The 19,991-nt window shown below is 69.0% G+C and carries 21 protein-coding genes; 12 read left to right on the forward strand and 9 right to left on the reverse strand.

Features of this window, described 5'->3' with window-relative positions; all coding sequences use genetic code 11:
* Positions 1-2 precede the first annotated feature (2 nt).
* Positions 3-464, forward strand: a complete 462-nt coding sequence (locus tag LX88_RS26825) for a DUF3093 domain-containing protein (RefSeq protein ID WP_258950578.1) — start codon at positions 3-5, stop codon at positions 462-464.
* Between the two features lie 63 nt (positions 465-527).
* Here LX88_RS26825 and LX88_RS26830 read toward each other — a convergent pair whose 3' ends face one another.
* The gene (locus tag LX88_RS26830) at positions 528-827 is read right to left on the reverse strand and encodes a DUF4193 domain-containing protein (protein ID WP_030474775.1); all 300 of its coding nucleotides are present in this window, start codon (positions 825-827) and stop codon (positions 528-530) included.
* 420 nt (positions 828-1,247) lie between these two features.
* Here LX88_RS26830 and cei point away from each other — a divergent pair, with 420 nt between their 5' ends.
* Both cei and LX88_RS26840 read left to right on the forward strand, forming a co-directional pair.
* Entirely contained in the window at positions 1,248-1,970 is a 723-nt protein-coding gene (gene cei / locus LX88_RS26835) for an envelope integrity protein Cei (protein ID WP_258950579.1), read from the forward strand.
* Positions 1,971-2,002: 32 nt separating this feature from the next.
* A complete protein-coding gene (locus LX88_RS26840; RefSeq protein ID WP_258950580.1) occupies positions 2,003-2,545 on the forward strand; it encodes a PH domain-containing protein in 543 nt (180 codons plus the stop codon).
* Positions 2,546-2,641: 96 nt separating this feature from the next.
* On the opposite strand, the gene LX88_RS26845 is transcribed toward LX88_RS26840, so the two are convergent.
* On the reverse strand, positions 2,642-3,436 hold the full coding sequence (locus LX88_RS26845; protein WP_258950581.1) for an inositol monophosphatase family protein: 795 nt from the start codon (positions 3,434-3,436) through the stop codon (positions 2,642-2,644).
* A 117-nt stretch (positions 3,437-3,553) separates the two neighbouring features.
* On the opposite strand from LX88_RS26845, the gene ppgK reads away from it, so the two are divergent.
* The 4 genes from ppgK to LX88_RS26865 all read left to right on the forward strand — a co-directional run bounded on the left by ppgK (position 3,554) and on the right by LX88_RS26865 (position 7,137).
* Entirely contained in the window at positions 3,554-4,315 is a 762-nt protein-coding gene (gene ppgK / locus LX88_RS26850) for a polyphosphate--glucose phosphotransferase (protein ID WP_307791235.1), read from the forward strand.
* Between the two features lie 218 nt (positions 4,316-4,533).
* On the forward strand, positions 4,534-5,850 hold the full coding sequence (locus LX88_RS26855) for an RNA polymerase sigma factor (RefSeq protein WP_258950582.1): 1,317 nt from the start codon (positions 4,534-4,536) through the stop codon (positions 5,848-5,850).
* Positions 5,851-5,997: 147 nt separating this feature from the next.
* Entirely contained in the window at positions 5,998-6,540 is a 543-nt protein-coding gene (locus tag LX88_RS26860; protein ID WP_258950583.1) for a helix-turn-helix domain-containing protein, read from the forward strand.
* Between the two features lie 417 nt (positions 6,541-6,957).
* Positions 6,958-7,137: a DUF7455 domain-containing protein gene (locus LX88_RS26865; RefSeq protein ID WP_030464836.1), complete on the forward strand. Its 180-nt coding sequence runs from the start codon at positions 6,958-6,960 to the stop codon at positions 7,135-7,137.
* A gap of 61 nt (positions 7,138-7,198) precedes the next feature.
* On the opposite strand, the gene LX88_RS26870 is transcribed toward LX88_RS26865, so the two are convergent.
* The 4 genes from LX88_RS26870 to LX88_RS26885 all read right to left on the reverse strand — a co-directional run bounded on the left by LX88_RS26870 (position 7,199) and on the right by LX88_RS26885 (position 11,786).
* Positions 7,199-8,353 carry an ROK family protein gene (locus LX88_RS26870; RefSeq protein ID WP_258950584.1) on the reverse strand — a complete coding sequence of 385 codons (1,155 nt, stop codon included), beginning with the start codon at positions 8,351-8,353 and terminating at the stop codon, positions 7,199-7,201.
* Between the two features lie 4 nt (positions 8,354-8,357).
* Positions 8,358-9,794: a sugar ABC transporter permease gene (locus LX88_RS26875; protein WP_258950931.1), complete on the reverse strand. Its 1,437-nt coding sequence runs from the start codon at positions 9,792-9,794 to the stop codon at positions 8,358-8,360.
* Positions 9,795-9,814: 20 nt separating this feature from the next.
* Complete coding sequence (locus LX88_RS26880) at positions 9,815-10,588, reverse strand: ATP-binding cassette domain-containing protein (protein WP_258950585.1); 774 nt, start codon at positions 10,586-10,588, stop codon at positions 9,815-9,817.
* 73 nt (positions 10,589-10,661) lie between these two features.
* Complete coding sequence (locus tag LX88_RS26885; RefSeq protein ID WP_258950586.1) at positions 10,662-11,786, reverse strand: sugar ABC transporter substrate-binding protein; 1,125 nt, start codon at positions 11,784-11,786, stop codon at positions 10,662-10,664.
* Positions 11,787-12,032: 246 nt separating this feature from the next.
* Here LX88_RS26885 and LX88_RS26890 point away from each other — a divergent pair, with 246 nt between their 5' ends.
* Positions 12,033-12,821: a class I SAM-dependent methyltransferase gene (locus LX88_RS26890; protein WP_258950587.1), complete on the forward strand. Its 789-nt coding sequence runs from the start codon at positions 12,033-12,035 to the stop codon at positions 12,819-12,821.
* A gap of 7 nt (positions 12,822-12,828) precedes the next feature.
* On the opposite strand, the gene LX88_RS26895 is transcribed toward LX88_RS26890, so the two are convergent.
* Positions 12,829-14,514 (reverse strand): DEAD/DEAH box helicase, encoded by a 1,686-nt coding sequence (locus LX88_RS26895; RefSeq protein ID WP_258950932.1) that lies wholly within the window; start codon positions 14,512-14,514, stop codon positions 12,829-12,831.
* A gap of 156 nt (positions 14,515-14,670) precedes the next feature.
* Between LX88_RS26895 and LX88_RS26900 the strand changes: the two genes are divergently transcribed.
* Positions 14,671-15,756: a YihY/virulence factor BrkB family protein gene (locus tag LX88_RS26900; protein ID WP_258950588.1), complete on the forward strand. Its 1,086-nt coding sequence runs from the start codon at positions 14,671-14,673 to the stop codon at positions 15,754-15,756.
* 96 nt (positions 15,757-15,852) lie between these two features.
* Here the strand turns inward: LX88_RS26900 and LX88_RS26905 are convergent, their stop codons facing one another.
* Entirely contained in the window at positions 15,853-16,104 is a 252-nt protein-coding gene (locus LX88_RS26905; protein ID WP_090006425.1) for a DUF3039 domain-containing protein, read from the reverse strand.
* 31 nt (positions 16,105-16,135) lie between these two features.
* Here LX88_RS26905 and LX88_RS26910 point away from each other — a divergent pair, with 31 nt between their 5' ends.
* Together LX88_RS26910 and LX88_RS26915 are read left to right on the forward strand one after the other, a co-directional pair.
* The gene (locus tag LX88_RS26910) at positions 16,136-17,026 is read left to right on the forward strand and encodes a pseudouridine-5'-phosphate glycosidase (RefSeq protein ID WP_258950589.1); all 891 of its coding nucleotides are present in this window, start codon (positions 16,136-16,138) and stop codon (positions 17,024-17,026) included.
* Entirely contained in the window at positions 17,023-17,901 is an 879-nt protein-coding gene (locus LX88_RS26915) for a carbohydrate kinase family protein (RefSeq protein WP_258950590.1), read from the forward strand. The genes LX88_RS26910 and LX88_RS26915 overlap by 4 nt, the downstream gene beginning before the upstream one ends.
* Before the next feature lie 180 nt (positions 17,902-18,081).
* Here LX88_RS26915 and LX88_RS26920 read toward each other — a convergent pair whose 3' ends face one another.
* Positions 18,082-18,420 carry a DUF3099 domain-containing protein gene (locus LX88_RS26920; RefSeq protein WP_258950591.1) on the reverse strand — a complete coding sequence of 113 codons (339 nt, stop codon included), beginning with the start codon at positions 18,418-18,420 and terminating at the stop codon, positions 18,082-18,084.
* Positions 18,421-18,489: 69 nt separating this feature from the next.
* Between LX88_RS26920 and LX88_RS26925 the strand changes: the two genes are divergently transcribed.
* Positions 18,490-19,974, forward strand: coding sequence for a PucR family transcriptional regulator (locus LX88_RS26925; protein WP_258950592.1), 1,485 nt, complete (start codon positions 18,490-18,492; stop codon positions 19,972-19,974).
* Positions 19,975-19,991 lie beyond the last annotated feature (17 nt).

A 19,991-nucleotide genomic window follows, 5' to 3' on the forward strand; every position in this document is an offset into this window, starting at 1 on the left:
ACGTGAGTGAGACTGCCGTGACCGCCACTACGACCTTCCGCGAACGCCTGTACGTGACGTGGTGGATCTGGCCGCTGCCGCTGCTCGCGGCCGCGTTGCTGGCCGCCGAGGTGCACATGGGCTTCCCCGGCGTCAGGTCCTGGCTGCCGTACGTGATCCTGCTCCCGCTGACGGCCGTCCTCATCGCGAAGATGGGGTCCACGAAGGTGGAGGTCGCCGGCGGCGAGCTGCGCGCGGGTGACGCGCACATCCCGCTGGAGCTGCTCGGCGACGTCGAGATCATCGCCCCCGAGGACCGCCGCCGGGCCATGGGCCGCGAGCTCGACCCCGCGGCGTTCGTCGTGCACCGGGGCTGGGTCAAGCCGCTCGTGCGGGTGCGAGTGACCGACCCGCAGGACCCGACGCCCTACTGGGTGATCAGCACGCGCCGGCCGGACGAGCTCGCCGCCGCGATCAAGTCCTGAGAGAACACAACTGGGCGCCACCCGTGAGGGTGAGCGCCCAGTTCTTTCTTCGGCGGACTGAACTCAGGCGCAGTCCCGGCAGATGTACGTGCCGCCGTTGTCCTCGGCGAGCCTGCTGCGGTGGTGCACCAGGAAGCACTTCGAGCACGTGAACTCGTCGGCCTGCTTCGGCAGGACCTTGAACGTGAGCTCCTCACCGGACAGGTCGGCGCCCGGCAGCTCGAAGTTCTCCGCGCTCGCGTCCTCGTCGACGTCGACGACGCCGGACTGCGTCTCGTTCCGCCGGGCCTTCAACTCCTCGAGGGAGTCCTCAGCGAGTTCGTCCGCCTCGCTGCGACGCGGCGCGTCGTAGTCGGTCGCCATCTTCTTCACCCCTGCGGTCTACGGAGACTGTTCGTGTCGCTGGTTAACGCTCCAGCGACCTCTTTTGTGCCCCACGTCAAGGTGACGTAGGTCTCGCACACCCGGCGGGCAAGCCAACCCCCTTGACGTGACCGTCGGCTTGATCGAAATGTGTGCGGAGCGCGCAGAGGGTAGCTCATTGCCCGAGTGCCTCGACATCGGGTTACCCCTTACCGACCGGACGGGTGACACAACCTTTCTACGCTGGACCGATACCCTGTGCGGGAGCACGTGTGCTCCGGCGTGCAACCTGACGCCGGGCCGGTACCGTCCTGACTGTGAGCAATCGGGACGGTGCGGTGGGTCACGCCCGTCAGGGCGCACATCAGCCGGGCTGGGCCTAGGCTGATCTCAGGGACGGATCACGGGGAGGGCTCGATCGTGGGATCCGCATCGGGAAGCTTGACGCCTTACAAGAGGCGTCGGCCCGTGCCCGCGCTCGTCCTGTTCGCGGTGCTGTTGGTCAGTTCCGTGTTCGTGTGGGTGAAGGTGCTCGGCAACGCGAGCGACGTGGACGCGGCCATCAAGTGCAACGCGCCCGGCAACGTCGCGACCTCGGTGAGCGCCGCGGCGGATCCGGCCGCAGCCGCGGCACCGACACCGCAGGCACCGCCGCTGGGCACCGTCCTGGAACACGACGCGCTGGACCGCACGAACCCGGTGCCGGTCGGCGAGGTCAACTTCAAGGTCGTCAACGCCTCGACGCAGCGCAACCACGCGAAGGCCGTCGCGACGATGTTCACCGAACTGGGCCTGAAGCAGGCGGCCGAACCCGGCAACGACGCGATCTACCCGGCGGGCGACATGACCTGCCGCGGCCAGATCCGCTTCGGCGCGCCCGGCGCGTCGGCGGCCAGGACGCTGTCGCTGCTCGAGCCGTGCCTGGAACTCGTGCGCGACGACCGCCAGGACGCCACCGTCGACATCGCGGTCGGCAAGAAGTTCGACGAGGTCAAGCCGAACAGCAACGCGCGCAAGATCCTCGACCAGCTCAGCGAGTGGGCGGCGCAGCAGCCGGAGCAGCAGGGCGGCCAGGTCGCCGCAGCCGCCCCGCCGACGCTCAACGCCGACAACCTGGCCGGCGCACGCGACGTGACCTGCTGACTTCCCGCTAGAGCGCGCGCTACCTTGCGCGCATGGGGGCAGATCTTCTTCCGGACGAGCACGTCCTGTGGCAGGGCAAGCCGGCACATCACTCGGTCTTCCTGAGGCTCGACCTGAAGTGGATCAGGTTCACCCTCGAGTTCGACGCCGTCAAGATCGCACTCCTGGCGGGGGTGGCTTTCCTGACGCGCGAGTGGACAGACCTCGTCGGCAACTGGTCCACCGCCCTCTTGGCGTTCGGCGCGTTCGTCATGCTCGACCTCCTTTATCTGGCCGAGCCGTTCCTCTGGCGATATCGGACCCTGCGGCGCACGACCTACTACGTGACCGACCAACGCGTCGTAGCTGTTGCCGGGAAGCGGTCGCGGCCGGTGAAGCTCGCCGACATCGACAACCTGTCCTTCGCCGAGGGGCCGGACGGCTCCGGACACGTCCGGCTCGACCAGCGGGTCATGCCCGACGGCTACGGCACCCGGACGGTCGCCGAGCTGATCCACGTCCCGGACGTGCGCCAGGTCGTCGCTCTGCTGTCAACGTTGACGGGACTGTCTGAATCAACGTTGATTCAACGTTGATCGGAGCCCTTCCACGGGTCCTTATGCAAAAGACGTTTGCGGACGACCGCAAACGTCTTTTGCACAACCAATATATTAGCGCTCTGACCTGCGGTTTCAGACCTTGCCGTAACCGGACTCGACGAGAGCGCTGTGCATGGCGTCGGCGATACCGGGTGCGGCGGCGAACGTCGCGTCCTCCCCCAGTTCGGGCGACGAACCCGGCAGCCGCACGACCGCGCCGGCCTCGGCGGCGATCAGCCCGCCGGCCGCCCAGTCCCACCGGCCGAGGCCGTGCTCGGTGTAGGCGTCGAGCCGCCCGGCCGCCACCGAGCAGAGGTCGAGCGACGCCGCACCGGCCCGGCGCAGGTCGCGCACCCGAGCCGCCATCCGGGCCCAGGCGTCGGCCTGGCGCTGACGCCGCTCCGGCCGGTAGGCGAACCCGTATCCCAGCAACGACAGGGACAGGTCGGTCGTCGTGGAGACGCGCAACGGCGAGCCGTCCAGGAACGAGCCGTGCCCGCGTGCGGCGGTCCACATGCGGCCGGTAGCGGGCTCGAACACCGCGCCCGCCACGGACTCGCCGTCGAGTTGCGCTGCGATCGACACCGAGTACCAGGGGATTCCGTAGAGGTAGTTGACGGTGCCGTCGATGGGGTCGACGACCCAGGTCAGTCCTTCGACGACGGAACCTCCCTCCTCCTCGCCGAGCACGGGTTCGCCGGGGCGCAACTCGGACAGACGCGTCCGGACGAGTTGTTCTGAGGCGCGGTCCGCTGCGGTCACCACGTCCGTCGAGGTGCTCTTGGTGTCGAACGAGACGACGGCGGAAGCACGCATGCGCTGAACAAGCGCACCCGCTTCACGTCCGATGGCCGACGCGATGTCGACGAGTGGCCGGGGATCGAACACGACCGGTTCCCTCCTGCGTCACTAGCACGGGACTATCGGACAACGTCAGGCTAATGTCTGCGCACCACAGGTGTACTGAATCGAAGCAAGCAGGATCTAGTAGGAAGGACCACGGGGATGGGCATCACCCGCGGGTTCGGTGTGGACATCGGCGGCTCCGGCGTCAAGGGCGGCCTGGTCGACCTCGAGGCAGGAGCACTGGACGGCGAACGCTTGCGGATCCCCACGCCCCAGCCTTCGACGCCGGAGGCGGTGGCGGAGGTGGTCGCGGAGATCGTCGAGAAGTTCCAGTGGGACGGCCCGGTCGGCATCACGCTGCCGTGCGTGGTCAAGCACGGGGTCGCCCTCAGCGCCGCGAACGTGGACAAGGGCTGGATCAACTGCGACGCCCAGCAGCTCTTCGCCGCGCGCCTCAAGCGCAAGCCCGAGGACATCGTGGTGATGAACGACGCGGACGCGGCCGGCATCGCGGAGATGTCGTTCGGCGCGGGCGTGGGCAAGAACGGCACCGTGGTCCTGCTGACGTTCGGCACGGGTATCGGCAGTGCGGTGTTCCTCGACGGCAAGCTCGTCCCGAACACCGAGTTCGGCCACCTCCAGGTCGACGGGCACGACGCGGAAACGCGCGCTGCCGCCTCCGTGAAGGAGGAGAAGGACCTGTCCTGGGAGGAGTGGACGCCCAGGGTCACGCGGTACATCAACGTGCTCGAGGACCTCATCTGGCCCGACCTGGTCATCGCGGGTGGCGGTGTGAGCAAGAAGGCGCACAAGTGGTTGCCGTTGCTCAAGGTCCGCACCGAAGTGGTCGCCGCCGCGCTGAAGAACGACGCCGGCATCGTGGGCGCGGCGTGGGCCGCCGCGCACGGCGTCAGGCCTTGACAAGCGTTCGACACCGAAACGTGTCCGACTCGATCTAGCTGCGGGAACGCAGGTGAGAGCGCCTCGAAGCACCTCGGGGCGCAACACCACGTCACGGACGTCGTTACAATGGAACGCACACCCGCCAAGCAAGATCGGCGGGGAGATCCCCCGAACTCTGGCGACCGAGGTTTCGCGCCCTCCGGTTTGCCTTGAACGACCGTCGCGAAAGGGCGTACGTGGCAGCCGCAGAAACCGCAACCCGACGCTCCAGCTCCGCCGCGAGCGCCGCCAAGACCACCAAGGCGACCGCGGCCGGCGAGGCCGAGGAGAAGCCGAAGCGCAAGACGACCGCTGCGGCAGCGAAGAAGCCCGCAGCCGGCGCCAAGGCCCCGCGCAAGACGGCCGGCAAGGCCGATCCTGCCGCGAAGGGCACCGCCAAGAAGGACGGCGACGACCCCGAGGACATCGAAGGCGCTCCTGGCGCCGAGGACCTGGTCGAGGACGTCGAGATCGTCGACGAGCCCGTCGTGGACGAGCCCGAGGAGGCGGAGGACCCCAACAAGGGTGACTTCGTCTGGGACGAGGAGGAGTCCGAGGCCCTGCGCCAGGCGCGCAAGGACGCGGAACTCACCGCCTCGGCCGACTCGGTCCGCGCCTACCTCAAGCAGATCGGCAAGGTCGCCCTCCTCAACGCCGAGGAGGAGGTCGAGCTCGCCAAGCGCATCGAGGCGGGTCTCTACGCCGCCGAGCGCGTGCGCCGTTCCGAGGAGGAAGCGGAGAAGCTCACGCCGCAGCTGCGCCGTGACCTGCGCTGGATCGTCCGTGACGGCGAGCGCGCCAAGAACCACCTGCTCGAGGCGAACCTCCGCCTCGTCGTGTCGCTGGCCAAGCGCTACACCGGCCGTGGCATGGCGTTCCTGGACCTGATCCAGGAGGGCAACCTGGGTCTGATCCGCGCGGTCGAGAAGTTCGACTACACCAAGGGCTACAAGTTCTCCACGTACGCCACCTGGTGGATCCGTCAGGCGATCACCCGCGCGATGGCCGACCAGGCCCGCACCATCCGCATCCCGGTGCACATGGTCGAGGTCATCAACAAGCTCGGTCGCATCCAGCGCGAACTGCTCCAGGACCTGGGCCGCGAGCCCACCCCGGAGGAGCTCGCGAAGGAAATGGACATCACGCCCGAGAAGGTGCTGGAGATCCAGCAGTACGCGCGTGAGCCCATCTCTCTGGACCAGACGATCGGCGACGAGGGCGACAGCCAGCTCGGCGACTTCATCGAGGACTCCGAGGCAGTCGTCGCGGTGGACGCCGTCTCGTTCACGCTGCTGCAGGACCAGCTGCAGTCCGTGCTCGCGACGCTGTCCGAGCGCGAGGCGGGCGTCGTCCGGTTGCGCTTCGGCCTCACCGACGGCCAGCCGCGCACCCTGGACGAGATCGGCCAGGTCTACGGCGTCACGCGTGAGCGCATCCGCCAGATCGAGTCCAAGACGATGTCGAAGCTGCGTCACCCGTCGCGTTCGCAGGTCCTGCGCGACTACCTCGACTAGGTCTTACCCAGTCATACGCAGACAGTCCCGCACCGGTTCGGTGCGGGACTGTTCTGTTTTCGGAAATGAGCACCCCTGTACTCATGCGCTCTCTGTTCGTCCCCGCCAGCATCGGTTCCGGACAACGGAACGAGGGGGCGGGAGAACTTGGGCAGATCGGTACTCGAAGGGGCTTTCTCACTGCTGGAAGAACTGATGGACGAGGGTGAGCTGGGGCTCACGCAGCTCGCTGTGCGCTGCGAGATGCCGAAGACGACGGTGCACCGCCTGTTGGAGCAGATGGAGCTCCTCGGCGCGGTGGAGAACGTGTGCGGCCGCTACCGCATAGGTGCGCAGATGTTCCGGTTCGGGCAGGCCTGGGAACCAGCTCCGGGCGTCCTGCGGGTGGCGCGGCAGCCGTTGCGGGCGCTGTCCGCGACGATCAGGACGTCGGCGATCCTCACGGTGCCGCGCCTCGACCGGGTGCTGGTCGCGGCGGCGAGCATCGTGCGGGCTGAGGACATGACCCGGTTGCGGCCGGGGGCGACGGTGCCGGCGGGCATGGAATTCGTCAGCGCACCCGTGCGCACGCCGTCCAGCAACATCATCGGGACCGTCTCCGCGGTACTCGACAACGGCCGCAGCGCCACGGCTCTGAGCGGGGCCGTGGGGCACGCCGCACGAGCGATCAGCGCAGCCCTCGCGAGCTGATCGGACGGTCCGGAACAAGCATTCGGCCGGGATTTTGATCACGGTTCCGCGTCCGAATCGTGGGACGTTCGTGACCTGTTCGCGGAGGGCGGACAAGGGCAACCGATATCACACTCCCGGTCGTACGCAACCGACCGAATGGCCCGAACACGCTGCTCCACCAGCGGGTTTCCGGTCGCTCAGCGTGCATGTCAAGACGGTGAACCGGTGGCGAACACAGGTGTGATCGTGCTGCAGGCGGGTAAATCGCATAGTGACGCGAGTCGCCACGTACACGGGAACACTGACTATCGCCGAAACGTCTGTCAGAGTGGAGCCAGCGAGCACCGCGCACCGGCCAGGGGCGCTGTGGTCGCAGCTTGGTAAGAGGGCACCGAAACACACCGTTTCCGGTGCTGGGACGGAGGGAGATCCATCATGACTGCAGCACTCACCCGCCCCGAGTTGACCGCTGCCGACCGCTGCGACCGCTGCGGGGCTGCTGCCCAGGTTCGCGCCGTTCTCCCGTCCGGGGGCGAGCTGCTGTTCTGCGGGCACCACTCCCGCGCACACAGCGAAAAGCTGCGCGAGCTCGCTGCTGAAATTCAGCAGGGCTGACTTCCACCCCACCTAGCCGCTCGGGGCGGAGATCCTTCTGGGTCTCCGCCCCCTTCGCTTCCTAGATGGCGTCCAGGACGGGCTCGAACGCGAGCTCAGCGGCTCCGACGAGCTTCGCGTCACGGCCCAGGGGTGATGTCACGACCTGGGTCCCGCCGACCGCGCGGGAGACGAGACTGCGCACCTGCACGGCGGAACTCACCGAGTCGACGACGGACGCCGGCAGTGCGGTGTAGAGGTCGCCGAGCACGACCATCTCCGGGCCGAGGACGTTGACGATGTTCGCGAGCCCCAGTGCGAGCCAGCCGGCGAACTCGTCGAGCACCGACGGGTCGTCCAACGCCCGCAGCGCCGCGACGACCGCGCCGCGCGGAGCGTCGTCGGGAAGGCCCAGCGCCCGGCACAGCGCCGGTTCGCCCACCTCGGTCTCCCAGCAGCCGTCGCAGCCGCAGTAGCACCGGCGGCCGCGCGGGTTGACCACCATGTGCCCGAGTTCGCCGACGTAACCGCCGGAGCCGCGCAACGGCTGCCCGGACACGATCACTCCCCCGCCGACGCCGACGTCCGCGGAGATGTAGACCATGTCCGAGGACGAGCGGGCCGCGCCGCGCACGTGCTCGGCGAGAGCACCGAGTTCCGCGTCGTTGCCGACCTGGACCGGCAGCTTCAGCACCGCCTCCAGGCGCTTGCCGAGCGCGACACCGGTCCAGTGCAGGTTGGGGGCCTCGTGGACGTGCCCGTCGGCGCGTCGCACGACGCCGGGCACCGAGACCCCCACCCCGACGGCGGTGGCGTCGAGGTCGTCGGCCATGAGGCGCGCCGACTCGACGATGTGCGTGATGACCTCCCCCGGATCACGTGTCCGGTGCAGGTTCCAGCTGTCCCGTCCGAGGATCTCCCCGCCGAGGCCGACGAACCCCATCGCGACGTGCTCGACGCGCACGTCGATCGCGATGACGACGGCGGCGTTCGGCTGGGGCAGCACGAGCAGGGACGGGCGGCCCGCTCCGCTGCGCAGAGCGGGCACGCGTTCGGCGACGACACCGGCTTCGGCGAGGCCGTCCACCAGGGCCTTGATCGTGCTGCGGTTGAGGCCGAGCTCAGCCGCGAGCGACGCCCTGGTGGACGGTCCGTCGATGTGCAGGCGGCGCAGCAGCGCCGTCCTGTTGTGCCTGCGGATCTCGTCGGGACGAGTGCCGGACGTGGGACCGGTCACCGCGTCATCGAGCCGCGGTGGCCGCCCGGCGGCGGGACAACGCGTCGACGCTCGCGGCGAGCAGCAGGACCAGTCCGGTCACGATGAACACGACGGCGGCGGGCTGCTTGAGCAGGCCCATGCCGTTCTGGATGATCGCGAGCACCGCACCACCGATGACCGCGTCGCGCAGCCGGCCCTTGCCGCCGAACAGCGACGTGCCACCGATGACGGCCGCACCGACCGACAGCAGCAGCGTGTTGCCGGCACCGGCGTTCGGGTCGACGGAGCCGACCTTGGACGAGTACACGATCGCACCGATCGCGGCGGCCGAGGAGGCGATGACGAACACGCTCATCCTGATCCGCTCGACGTTGATACCGGCGCGGCGCGCGGCCTCCTTGTTGCCACCGACGGCGTAGACGTGACGGCCGTAGCTGGTGCGGTCGAGCACGAAGGTGCCGATCACGAGCAGCACGAGGACCAGCGGAACCACGTACGGCACGCCCTCGATGATCACGAGGTCGCTCGGCGCCCGGTTCAGCGAGAGCGCGTAGGTGATGACGGCGGCCAGCACCGCGAGGGCGCCGATCTTGGCCATCACCAGCGAGGTGGGCTGGGCCACGAGTCCCTTGCGCAGGCGCGAGAAGTGGCGGATGAGCACGATCGCCGCGTAGCCGCCGACGGAGATGACGAACAACGCCCAGGAACCCACGAAGTTCAGGTTGCCGTTGGCGACGTTGAAGATCGTGTCGTCGCGCAGGCCGAGCGTGCCACCGTCACCGATGAACTGCAGCACGACACCGCCCCAGACGAGGAACAGTGCCAGGGTCACGACGAACGACGGGATGCCGACCTTCGCGACCAGGAAGCCCGTGATGGAGCCGATGGCCGCGCCGACGCAGATCGCGAGCAGCATCTCGAGCCAGGCGTTCGCGGGGATGCCGACCGCGGCGATCACGAGCGCGATCGCGGACAGCACCGCGCCGGCCCAGATCTTCATCACCGAGGCGAGCACGATGGCGAGCACCAGCAGGCCGCAGAACACGTAGAACACCGTGTCGCCCATGCCGCCGAGCAGGTTGCCGTTGTTGATGAGGTGCAGTGCCATCACCGCCGCCGTCACACCGGACGCGGTACCGGCCGACAGGTCGATCTCGCCGAGCAGCAGCACGAACACCAGGCCCATCGCGATGATGGTGATGCTGGCGCCCTGCTGGAGCAGGTTGGCGAGGTTGCCGAGGGTGAAGAACGTGGGGGACAACGCGCTGAACACGACGAGCAGCACGACGAGCCCGAGCAGCGCGGGCAGCGAGCCGAGCTCGCCGCCGCGGACCCTGGCCCAGTAGTCGCGCACGGCCTCGCCCGTGGACTGGGACGTCGTGTCGATGCCGAAGTCGGAGATCGCACCCTGCTGGGGCGTCTCGTGGTCGTGCTCGTGCTTTTCGGTGGTGTCGGTCATGCCGCCCTCTTCGGAACTCATCAGATCGTCGCCGCCTCAGGGCGGGCGATGCCCAGGTCACCGGAACGACCGGCGGTGATCAGCTCGACGACCTGGCCGTGCGTGACGTCCTTGGACCCCACGACGGCGGCCATGCGGCCGAGGTAGAGGCACGCGATCTTGTCGGCGACCTCGAAGACGTCGTTCATGTTGTGGCTGATCAGCACAACGCCCAGGCCCTGCTCCGCGAGCCTGCGGACCAGGTCGAGCACCTGCCGCGTCTGCGCGACGCCGAGCGCAGCGGTGGGTTCGTCGAGCAGGACGACCTTGCTGTTCCACAGCACGGCCTTGGCGATCGCCACGGTCTGGCGCTGACCGCCGGACAGCGACGAGACCTGGGTGCGCACCGACTTGACCGTGCGGACGGACAGCGACGCCAGCGTCTTGCGCGCCGCCTGTTCCATGTCGGTCTCGTCGAGCAGGCCGCCCTTGGTGCGCTCACGGCCGAGGAACATGTTCTGGACGATGTCCAGGTTGTCGGCCAGCGCGAGGTCCTGGTAGACGACCTCGATCCCGAGATCCGCGGCGTCGCGCGGGCCCTTGATGTGCACCGGCTCGCCGGCGAAGAGGACCTCGCCGGAGTCGGTCGGGTGAATGCCCGCGATGCACTTGACCAGCGTCGACTTGCCTGCGCCGTTGTCGCCGACGAGGGCGGTGACCTCGCCTGGGTGGACGTCGAGGTCGATGTCGTGCAGGACGTGCACGGGGCCGAAGCTCTTGTTGATGCCGCGCAGCTCGAGAATCGGCTCGCTCACTGGGTTTCCTCCGTGGTTACCACGCGCCGAGGCGGGGTGCGGAGGTTCCGCACCCCGCCCGACGCACGCGGTCTTACTTGATGCCGAGCTCGGTGCAGGCGGCCTGGGTGTCGGCGACGCAGATCTCCGACGCCTTGACGAAGCCGGCGTCCACGACGCTCTTGACCTTGTCCTTGGTGATCAGCTGCGCGGACAGCAGGACGGACTTGACCTTGCGGTTGCCCTTGCTGTCGTCCGTCGAGGCGGACGCGAGCGCGTCGGCGGCGGCGGTGTCGCCCTTGGCGAGAGCGCCGGCCAGCTTGGCGGCGGCCTCGGCCTCGTCCTTGATGGGCTTGAAGACGGTCATGTACTGGTCACCGCGGAGCACGGCCTGCAGGCCGTCCGGGGTGGCGTCCTGACCGGTGACCGGGACCTTGCCGTTCAGGCCGACCTTCTTCAGAACCGTGATCACAGCGCCGGCGAGGCCGTCGTTGGCGGCGACGACGCCGTCCACCTTGCCGCCGTTGCTGGTCAGGATCTGCTCGAAGACCTGGCCACCCTTCTGGTTGTCCCAGTTGTCGATCGGCTGGGACTGGACCAGCTTGAGCTTGCCCGAGTCGTAGAGCGGCTTGAGGACCTTCTGCTGGCCCTGGTGGAACAGGGTCGCGTTGTTGTCCGTCGGCGCGCCCTCGATCTCGATGACGTTCGCACCCTGCGGGGTGGCCTTCATCGCTTCCGAGAGACCCTGGCCCTGCAGTTCGCCGACCTTCACGTTGTCGAACGACACGTAGTAGGACGAGCTGCCACCGGTGTTCAGGCGGTCGTAGTCGATGACCTGGATGCCCTGGGCCTGCGCCTTCTTGGCGACAGAGGCACCGACCTCGCTGTTGGGCGTGGCGATGATCAGGACCTTGACGCCGGCGTTGATCATGCCGTCGGCCAGGGTGCTGAACTTCTGGACGTCGCCCTGCGCGTTCTGGATGTCGGGGTCGAGCCCCTCCTTCTTCAGAGCGGCCTCGAGGAGCGGCTTGTCGAAGCCCTCCCAGCGCGCGGAGGAGGCGGTCTCGGGCAGGATCACGCCGACCTTCGCGCCCGTGCCGCTGCCAGTGTTCGATTCAGTGCTTCCTCCGGTGCCGGAGGACGTGTTGGCGCCGCACGCCGAAACCGCCAGGGCGAGGCCTGCGGTAACAGCGATGGAAGCGAGAGTCTTGCTGCGCATCCGCCATCCCTTTCACTGCGCTGTGTCACAGAGAATGTTGTGGCGCACAACGTATGCCTGACATATGCGTGACCGGAACCACACTGGATCGATTAAGTCGCAACGATGCGGTAACCCTGGCGAAATCTGGTCACCGAGAGTTGTGAGAGCGTTACCACCGCGCTACAGATTTCAGCGGCGATATATCGGACATCGCTCGCGGCGGACGCTCACCGGTCACCTCCCGGACATCCCTAGGTTGGGTGCATGACCATCGACAAGGAAGCCGCCGAAAGGCTGGCGAACTCGTTCGGTGCCGAGGCGGCCCGCTACGACCGCACCCGGCCCGCCTATCCCGGCGAGCTGATCGCGAAGCTCGTCGCCGCGAGTCCCGGGCCGCGGGTCGCCGAGGTCGGCTGCGGCACCGGCGTCCTGTCGCGGCAACTCCGGGCAGCCGGACTGGACGTGCTCGGGGTGGAGCACGACGAACGGATGGCCGGGTTCGCCCGCGGCACGGGCGTCACCGTCGAGGTGGCGAAGTTCGAGACCTGGGATCCGGCCGGTCGCGAGTTCGACGCCGTCGTCGCCGGGCAGTCGTGGCACTGGGTCGACGCCGAGGCGGGGCTGGCGCAGGCCGCGCGGGTCCTGCGGCCCGGCGGGGTGTTCGTGGCGCTCTGGCACGTGTTCGGGACGCCGGAACCGATCTCCGAGGCCTTCGCCGCCGCCTACGACAAGGTGGCGCCGCAGATGCCGCACCGCGTCGGTCACTCCTACGACGAGGCGTTCAAGGCCTACCAGGAGCGCTGTGTGCGCACGGCCGACGAGTTCGCCGGCACGGGCGAGTTCTCCGGCGCCGAGCAGTGGTCAGCCGACTGGGAGCGGAGCTTCACGACAGCCGAGTTCCTCGACCTCACGCGCACCATGAGCCCGATGTCCCTGCTCAGCGCGGAGCAGATCACCGGGCTCATGTCCGGCATCGGCGGTGCGATCGACGCGATCGGCGGCCGGTTGACCATTCGCTACAGCACGCTCGCCGTCGCCATCACGCGCAACTGACACCGCTCTACCAGGAGCGCAGCGTGGCGATCCGTTCTTCGAGCTGCTCGATGGTGGCCATCGCGGTCGGCGGCCCGCCGCAGTACTCGCGCAGCTGGTTGTGGATCTTGCCGTGCGGCTTCTTCGTGCGGTGGTGGTGCATCGCGACGAGGGTGTTGAGCTCCTTGCGCAGCGACGTGAGGCGTTCCTGCACACCCACGGGCCGTGCCTCGCGCACCGCGACCTCGGGCTTGGGGCGCTTGGCGGCGATCGCCATCTGCTCCTCCTGCCGCTGCAGCAGCAGGGTGCGCACCTGGTCCGGTTCGAGCAGCCCCGGCAGGCCCAGGTACTCCTGCTCCTCGTCGGAGCCCGCGAGGGTCGGGGCGCCGAACGACGAGCCGTCGTAGATCACCTGGTCGAGCTCGGCGGTGGTGCCCAGCGCGGTGAAGGCGCGCTCGTCCTCGCCGGGTTCGTCCTTGACCGCGTTCGCCGCGGCCATCAGCTCGTCGTCCCAGCCGTCCTTCTCGCGGTGCGGCTTGCCCAGGACGTGGTCGCGCTCGGCTTCCAGCTCGGACGCGAGCGCCAGCAGCACCGGCACCGACGGCAGGAACACCGAGGCGGTCTCGCCGGGCTTCCGGTTGCGCACGAAGCGGCCGATGGCCTGGGCGAAGAACAACGGGGTCGACGACGACGTCGCGTACACGCCGACCGCGAGCCGCGGCACGTCGACGCCCTCGGACACCATGCGGACGGCGATCATCCAGCGTTCGTTCGTCGCGGCGAACTCGGCGATCTTGCCGGACGCCTTCGGGTCGTCCGAGAGGACGAGCGTCGGGATGTGGCCCGTGACGCGCTGGAGCACCTGCGCGTAGGCCTTCGCGACGGTCTGGTCGGTCGCGATCACCAGGCCGCCCGCGTCGGGCAGGCCGTTCTCGCGCTTCTGCGTGAGTCTTTGGTCGGCGGCGCGCAGGACGGACGCCACCCAGTCGCCGGCCGGGTCCAGGGCGGTGCGCCACGCCCGCGCGGTCTGCTCCTGGGTCAGCGGCTCGCCCAGGCGCGCGGTGAACTCCTCGCCCGCACTGGTCCGCCACGACGCCTCACCCGAGTACGCCAGGAAGAGCACGGGCCGCACCACGCCGTCGCGCAGCGCGTCGGAGTACCCGTACGTGTGATCGGCCTTGGATGTCTTGAAACCGCCCGAACCCTCTTCGTAGGTGACGAACGGGATCGGCGAGTCGTCCGAGCGGAACGGCGTGCCGGTGAGACACAAACGGCGCACCGCGGGCGTGAACGCCTCACGGATCGCATCACCCCACGACTTGGCATCACCGCCGTGGTGCACCTCGTCGAGCAGCACGAGCGTCTTGCGGTTCTCGGTGCGCACCCGGTGCAACGTCGGATGGGCGGCGACCTGTGCGTACGTGACGGCCACGCCGTGGTAGTCGCGGGAGGTCATCGCGTTGGTGTTGCGGAAGTTCGAGTCGATGTGGATGCCCTGCTCGGCAGCCGCCTTCGCCCACTGGTGCTTGAGGTGCTCGGTGGGCGTGACGATCGTGACGGCCTCGATCGTCCTGTCGGCCAGCAACTCGGCGGCAACGCGGAGCCCGAAGGTCGTCTTGCCCGCACCCGGCGTCGCGACGGCGAGGAAGTCCTTGGGTTTGACGGCGAGGTACTTGGTCAGCGCGCGCCGCTGCCATGCCCGCAGCGGTCGCATTGCTGCTGTCGCTGTCACAGACGTGTTTCTCCTCATTTATGCAGGTCAAACATGGCAATACCCTCAGGCAGACCGTGGCCGAGGGCACTGCGACTCTACCTGTTCCGGGCGGCGATGCCGCGAAACGTGGCGGTATGCACCATGCTTGTCATTGCGATGGGTTCGCCTACCGACAACGACGCACGCAGGTCCGGCCGCAAGGGGCCGCTGCGTCTATTCGCGCGCACGTTGTCGAAGGCGTGGCAGCACAACATCTTCTCAGAAGCCGCCGAAGCCGCGTTCTGGCAGACCCTGTCGTTCCCCCCGCTGCTGCTCGGCGTGCTGGGCTCGATGGGCTGGATCGGCACCTGGTTCGGCCCCGAGATCGTCCTCTCCGTGCAGGAGAAGATCATCGGGTTCACCCGGACGATCTTCAGCGCGGACGTCGTCAACGGCGTGATCCAGCCGACCGTCGCGGAGATCCTGTCGACCGGCAAGGGCGAGATCGTCTCGATCGGCTTCCTGATCTCGCTGTGGGCGGGGTCGTCGGCCATGTCGTCGTTCGTCGACGCGATCACGGTCGCCCACGGCCAGTACGGCGTGCGCAACGAGGTGTGGCAACGGTTCTTCGCGTTGCTGCTCTACTTGGTGTCACTGGTGGCGCTGGTGATCGGCCTGCCGGTGCTGGCGCTGGGCCCGGACCTCCTGCCGGAGCTCTTCCCGGCGTCCTGGCAGCCGTACATCACGACGTGGGTCGGCCGGTTCTACTACCCCGGCGTGGCACTGCTGCTGGTGCTCTCGCTGTCGATGCTCTACAAGGTCGCGCTGCCGCGAAGGCTGCCGTACCACCGCGTGCTGCCCGGCGCGATCCTCGCGATGGCGTTCTTCATCCTGTCGTCGATCGGCCTGCGCCTGTACATCCAGTGGATCACCACCACCGGCTACACCTACGGCGCGCTGGCGACGCCGATCGCGTTCCTGCTGTTCGTGTTCTTCATCGGCCTGGCGATCACGATCGGCGCGTACTTCAACAGCGCCGTCCAGGACATGTGGCCGGCCCGGATGACCCGCCGCCAGCGCCGCCGCTGGCGCAGGCTCGAGATGGAGCGCGCGGCGTCCCGCATCCGCGAGGAGAGCGCACCCAAGCAGGAGAACGACAACACGGGCTACTCGGCGCCCTCCCCCGCGGACACGCAGCTGACGACGCCGCTGAAGATCCAGGAGCAGCGGTCGCACAGCGAGGAAGAGAAGCAGCGGGGTTAGCGCCGCCGCGAACAAGTCATGAGAACAGCAGCGCCCGGCGCCTCGAGCGAGTTCGAGGCGCCGGGCGCTGCCGGATGAAGTTCTCGGCCGTGTGGCTCAGTCGCCGTCGCCGCCGGGCGGGAGGTTCTCGTAGATCTTCTTGCAGTCCGGGCACACCGGTGAACCGGGCTTCGGCGACCGCGTGACCGGGAAGACCTCGCCACACAGCGCGACCACGTGCGTGCCCATCACGGCGCTCTCGGCGATCTTCGCCTTGCGCACGTAGTGGAACATCTTCGGCGTGTCGTCCGAGGACTGGTCGGTCTCGTCCGGCCGTACGTCGACCTCAGGGAGAGTCTGAGTGCTCACGCGCCCAGGGTACCTGGGATGATGCCCACTCGTGACCACGCTGCACATCGCTGAAGAAGTTGCCACCGCACTGGCCGAGAACCGGCCCGTCGTCGCTCTCGAGAGCACCATCCTGTCCCACGGCCTGCCCGCGCCGCGCAACCTGACGGTCGCCGCACGCCTGGAGAAGGTGGTGCGGGAGGCCGGTGCGGTCCCCGCGACGATCGCCGTACTCGACGGTGTGCCGCGCATCGGTCTCTCCTCGTCCGAGCTCGACCGGGTCTGCAACGCGGGCGACCTCGTGAAGCTCTCGCTGCGCGACCTCGGCCCCGCCTACGCCCTGGGCCGCAGTGGTGCGACGACCGTGGCCTCCACGACGGCCCTGGCCCACCAGGCGGGCATCCGCGTGTTCGGTACCGGCGGCCTCGGCGGTGTGCACCGCGGCGCGCGCGAGACGTGGGACGTGTCCGCCGACCTCGACGTGGTCGCGACGACACCGGTGCTGATCGTCTGCTCGGGAGTGAAGTCGATCCTGGACATGGGCGCGACCCTGGAGGTCTTCGAGACCCGTTCGGTGCCGGTCGTCGGCTACCGGACCTCGCGCTTCCCGGCCTTCTACCGCCGCGAGTCGGAGTTCGACCTGTCGTGGCGGGTCGACACCGCCGCCGAGGCCGCGGCCGTGTTCGCCGCCGGTGGCCGCGGCATGATCCTGGCCAACCCCATCCCCGCCGCCTTCGAGATGGACTCCGCCCTGCACGACCGCCTGCTCGCCGAGGGCCTGCAGAAGCTCGTCGACCAGGACGTGCGAGGCAAGGACGTCACCCCCGTCCTGCTGGAGCACTTCCACACCGCGAGCGCCGGCGTCAGCCTCGACGCCAACGAGGAACTCGTCGTGAGCAACGTCTCCGTGGCCGCAGCCGTCGCCGTCGAGCTGTTCCAGTGAGGCCGGTGGTCGTGGTCGGTGACGCGGGCCTCGACGTGGTGGCCCGCCACGCCGGCCCCATCGCCCACGGCGGGGACGTCCGCGCCAAGGTCACCATCGAGCCGGGCGGCGCCGGCGCCAACACGGCGGTCTGGCTCGCGGCCTGCGGTGCCTCGCCGGTCCTGGTGGCCCGCGTGGGCGCCGACTCGGCGGGCCGCCAGGTCCACGCCGAACTGACCACGGCGGGCGTCCAGTGCGCCTTCGCGGTCGACCGAGACCTGGCGACCTGCTGCGTGGTCGTCCTCGTCGACGAGGACGGCCAGCGCTCGATGCTCCCCGACCGCGGCGCAAACGCTCGCTTCTCCCCCGCCGACCTCGCCCCGGGCCTGCTCACCGAGCCCCACGGCCACCTGCACCTGTCCGGCTACGTGCTGCTCGACGCCACCTCACGCCCCGCCGGCCTGGCCGTGCTCGAGGCCGCCCGTGCCGCGGGCTGGACGACGTCCGTGGACCCCCAGGCAGCCGTCCTGATCCACTCGCCCGAGGCGTTCCTGGCGGACGTGCGCGGCGTCGACTTCCTGCTGCCCAACGCCGACGAACTCCTTGCCCTCACCGGTTCCTCGGAACCGTCGTCGGCGAAGTCGCTGCTTTCCCACGTCGGCGCTGTGGTGGTGACCTCAGGCCCCGACGGTGCGACCTGGGTCGACGCCGACGAGCTGATCTCAGTTCCCGCTGAAGTTACCGAGTGCATCGACTCGACGGGTGCCGGCGACGCCTTCGACGCGGGCTTCCTCGCGGCTTGGCTGTCCGGTGCGTCGAAGCACGATGCTCTCCTCGGCGGCGTACGCGCGGGCTCTCGTGCGGTCAGCGTCGTCGGCGCTCAACCCCCTCGCTAGCCCACCGGCTCAACCGATATATCAGTTCCAACTGATATATCGGTTGCCCGCACGCGCTCCTCATGGGGGCGTTCCACGCCTGACCGGATGCAAAAAACGTTTGCGGACGACGACAAAAGACTCATTGCAAAGGCGCGGGCGGCGTCGGGCCGGGGTGCGATCTCAAGCGGGTTCGGCGGGTCAGCCGTCGATGACGGTGGTGCTCTTCGGGGCGATGGCGCGGCGCTCGACCTCGTAGCGGTTGGCCTTCTCGGTCTTGCGGGGCGGCCGGTCGTTCGCGATCAGCACGGCCATCCACGGCAGTGGCACGGACAGCGCGATGAAGAACAGGGCCAGCCACCAGGTGTGGGCGAACAGCGCCGCGAGGATGAGGCACGGGAAGCGCAGGCTCATCATGATCGCGTACTTCCGGCGCCGGGCGGCGTGCTGCTGTTCGTAGGAAGGAGCCGCCTCGGTGATCAACACCGGGGTGTCGGTCCGGTCGGGACTGCTCACGACACCACCTCGTCCAACTTCCATCGGCTACGCCTCCATAGTCCCACGTCCGAGTGACGCCGGGGACGCCCGGTTGGCGGTTAACATCCGCGGGTGGTCGCCCTTGATCGCCTCGTGGACGTGCTCGGCAGCCTTGGCACGCACCTGGCCTGCGCGCCGAGGGGGCGCGACGCCGAACTTCGCGGGGTCGCCCTGCACGATCCGGCCGAGAACACGCCGGCGGCCGCGGGTGACGTGCTTCTCGGGCTGGGTACGCCGTCGGTAGCGGCGGCGGTGCGGCTCGTGGCTTCCACGGTGGCGTCCGCGGTGGTCCTGCACGGCAGGCCGCCGCTCGACGAGCGGGTGGTGGCCGCGGCCAAGAAGTCCGGTGCGGCCGTGTTGCTCGTGGATCCGTCCGTGCCGTGGAGTCAGCTCGCGAACGTCACGCAGACGCTGGTCAACGGCGGTACGCGGACCGGGGACCTGTTCGGGCTGGCCGACGTGATCGCGGGCGTGGTGGGCGGGCCGGTGACGATCGAGGACCAGCAGTCCCGCGTGCTCGCGTACTCCTATCGGCAGGAGGACGTCGACCCCGTGCGCGTTCAAACCATCCTCGGGCGGCGGGTGCCGGAGGAGGCCCGGCGGGCGCTGGACGAGTTCGGCGTGTTCACACACCTCGCGTCTTCGGACGAGCCGATCTTCGTGCCCAAGCTGACCCCGCAGCTGGGCAACCGGCTCGTCGCCGCGGTGCGGGCGGGCCGTGAGCTGCTGGGGTCCGTGTGGGTCGAGGTGACGGGGCCGGTGGACGCCGCTCGAAGTGCCGCGTTGGTCGACGGCGCGCGCACGGCGGCGTTGCACCTGTTGCGGTCGCGGGCGTCGACGGACCTCGAACGCCAGGCCGAGGCCGATCTGGTGATCAGGCTGCTCGACCAGCCCGAGTCCGCGGACGTCGCGCGCCTCGGGCTGCCGTCCGCCGATCTGCGGGTGATCGCGGTGCAGGCCCACGCGGGCGAGGGCGAGCACGGCGCGGCGGTGCTCGCGTTCCAGCGCGCCACCGCCGGCTTCGGCTGGTCGCGGCCTGGGCGCAGCGCGTTGTTCGGCAACGTCCTCTACACCGTCATCCCGGCCGCCGACGACGCCGTCGCGTGGGTGCGGTCGCTGGTCCGCGAACTGCCCGCCGAGGCGACGGTGCTGGCGGGCATCGGAGGGCCGGCCGAGGCGGCGCAACTGCCGACCTCACGGCAGGAGGCGGATGAATGCCTCGCGCTTTCGACCGGTGTACCGGTTGTGTACGACGACGCGTGGGCGCAGGTCCTGTTGCACCGGCTCGCCGCCGTCGCGGAGGCTGGACGGCTGCCGACCCGCGGGCCGATATCCAACATACTGCGGCACGACGCCGAGTACGGGACGCAGTACGCCACGACCTTGAGGGCGTGGCTGACCGCTCAGGGGGATGTGCGGGCTGCGGCCAAGGAGCTCAACGTGCACCCGAACACGCTGCGGTACCGCATGCAGAAGATGTCCGAGGTGACGCCACTCCCCCTCGACGACCCCGACCAGCGCCTCGCGATGGCCATCGCCCTCCAGATCACGCGGTGAAACGCGGGGCGTGAAAG

Source organism: Lentzea californiensis (genome assembly GCF_024648825.1).
GTDB classification, from domain to species: domain Bacteria; phylum Actinomycetota; class Actinomycetes; order Mycobacteriales; family Pseudonocardiaceae; genus Lentzea; species Lentzea californiensis.

What these genes read in the sequence shown, in the direction of transcription:
- LX88_RS26875 (WP_258950931.1), bottom strand. Translation starts at nt 9,794, where the DNA reads ATGACCGACACCACCGAAAAGCACGAGCACGACCACGAGACGCCCCAG.
- LX88_RS26920 (WP_258950591.1), bottom strand. Translation starts at nt 18,420, where the DNA reads ATGGAAGTTGGACGAGGTGGTGTCGTGAGCAGTCCCGACCGGACCGAC.
- LX88_RS26885 (WP_258950586.1), bottom strand. Translation starts at nt 11,786, where the DNA reads ATGCGCAGCAAGACTCTCGCTTCCATCGCTGTTACCGCAGGCCTCGCC.
- ppgK (WP_307791235.1), top strand. Translation starts at nt 3,554, where the DNA reads ATGGGCATCACCCGCGGGTTCGGTGTGGACATCGGCGGCTCCGGCGTC.
- LX88_RS26890 (WP_258950587.1), top strand. Translation starts at nt 12,033, where the DNA reads ATGACCATCGACAAGGAAGCCGCCGAAAGGCTGGCGAACTCGTTCGGT.
- LX88_RS26900 (WP_258950588.1), top strand. Translation starts at nt 14,671, where the DNA reads ATGGGTTCGCCTACCGACAACGACGCACGCAGGTCCGGCCGCAAGGGG.
- LX88_RS26830 (WP_030474775.1), bottom strand. Translation starts at nt 827, where the DNA reads ATGGCGACCGACTACGACGCGCCGCGTCGCAGCGAGGCGGACGAACTC.
- LX88_RS26895 (WP_258950932.1), bottom strand. Translation starts at nt 14,514, where the DNA reads ATGCGACCGCTGCGGGCATGGCAGCGGCGCGCGCTGACCAAGTACCTC.
- LX88_RS26840 (WP_258950580.1), top strand. Translation starts at nt 2,003, where the DNA reads ATGGGGGCAGATCTTCTTCCGGACGAGCACGTCCTGTGGCAGGGCAAG.
- LX88_RS26865 (WP_030464836.1), top strand. Translation starts at nt 6,958, where the DNA reads ATGACTGCAGCACTCACCCGCCCCGAGTTGACCGCTGCCGACCGCTGC.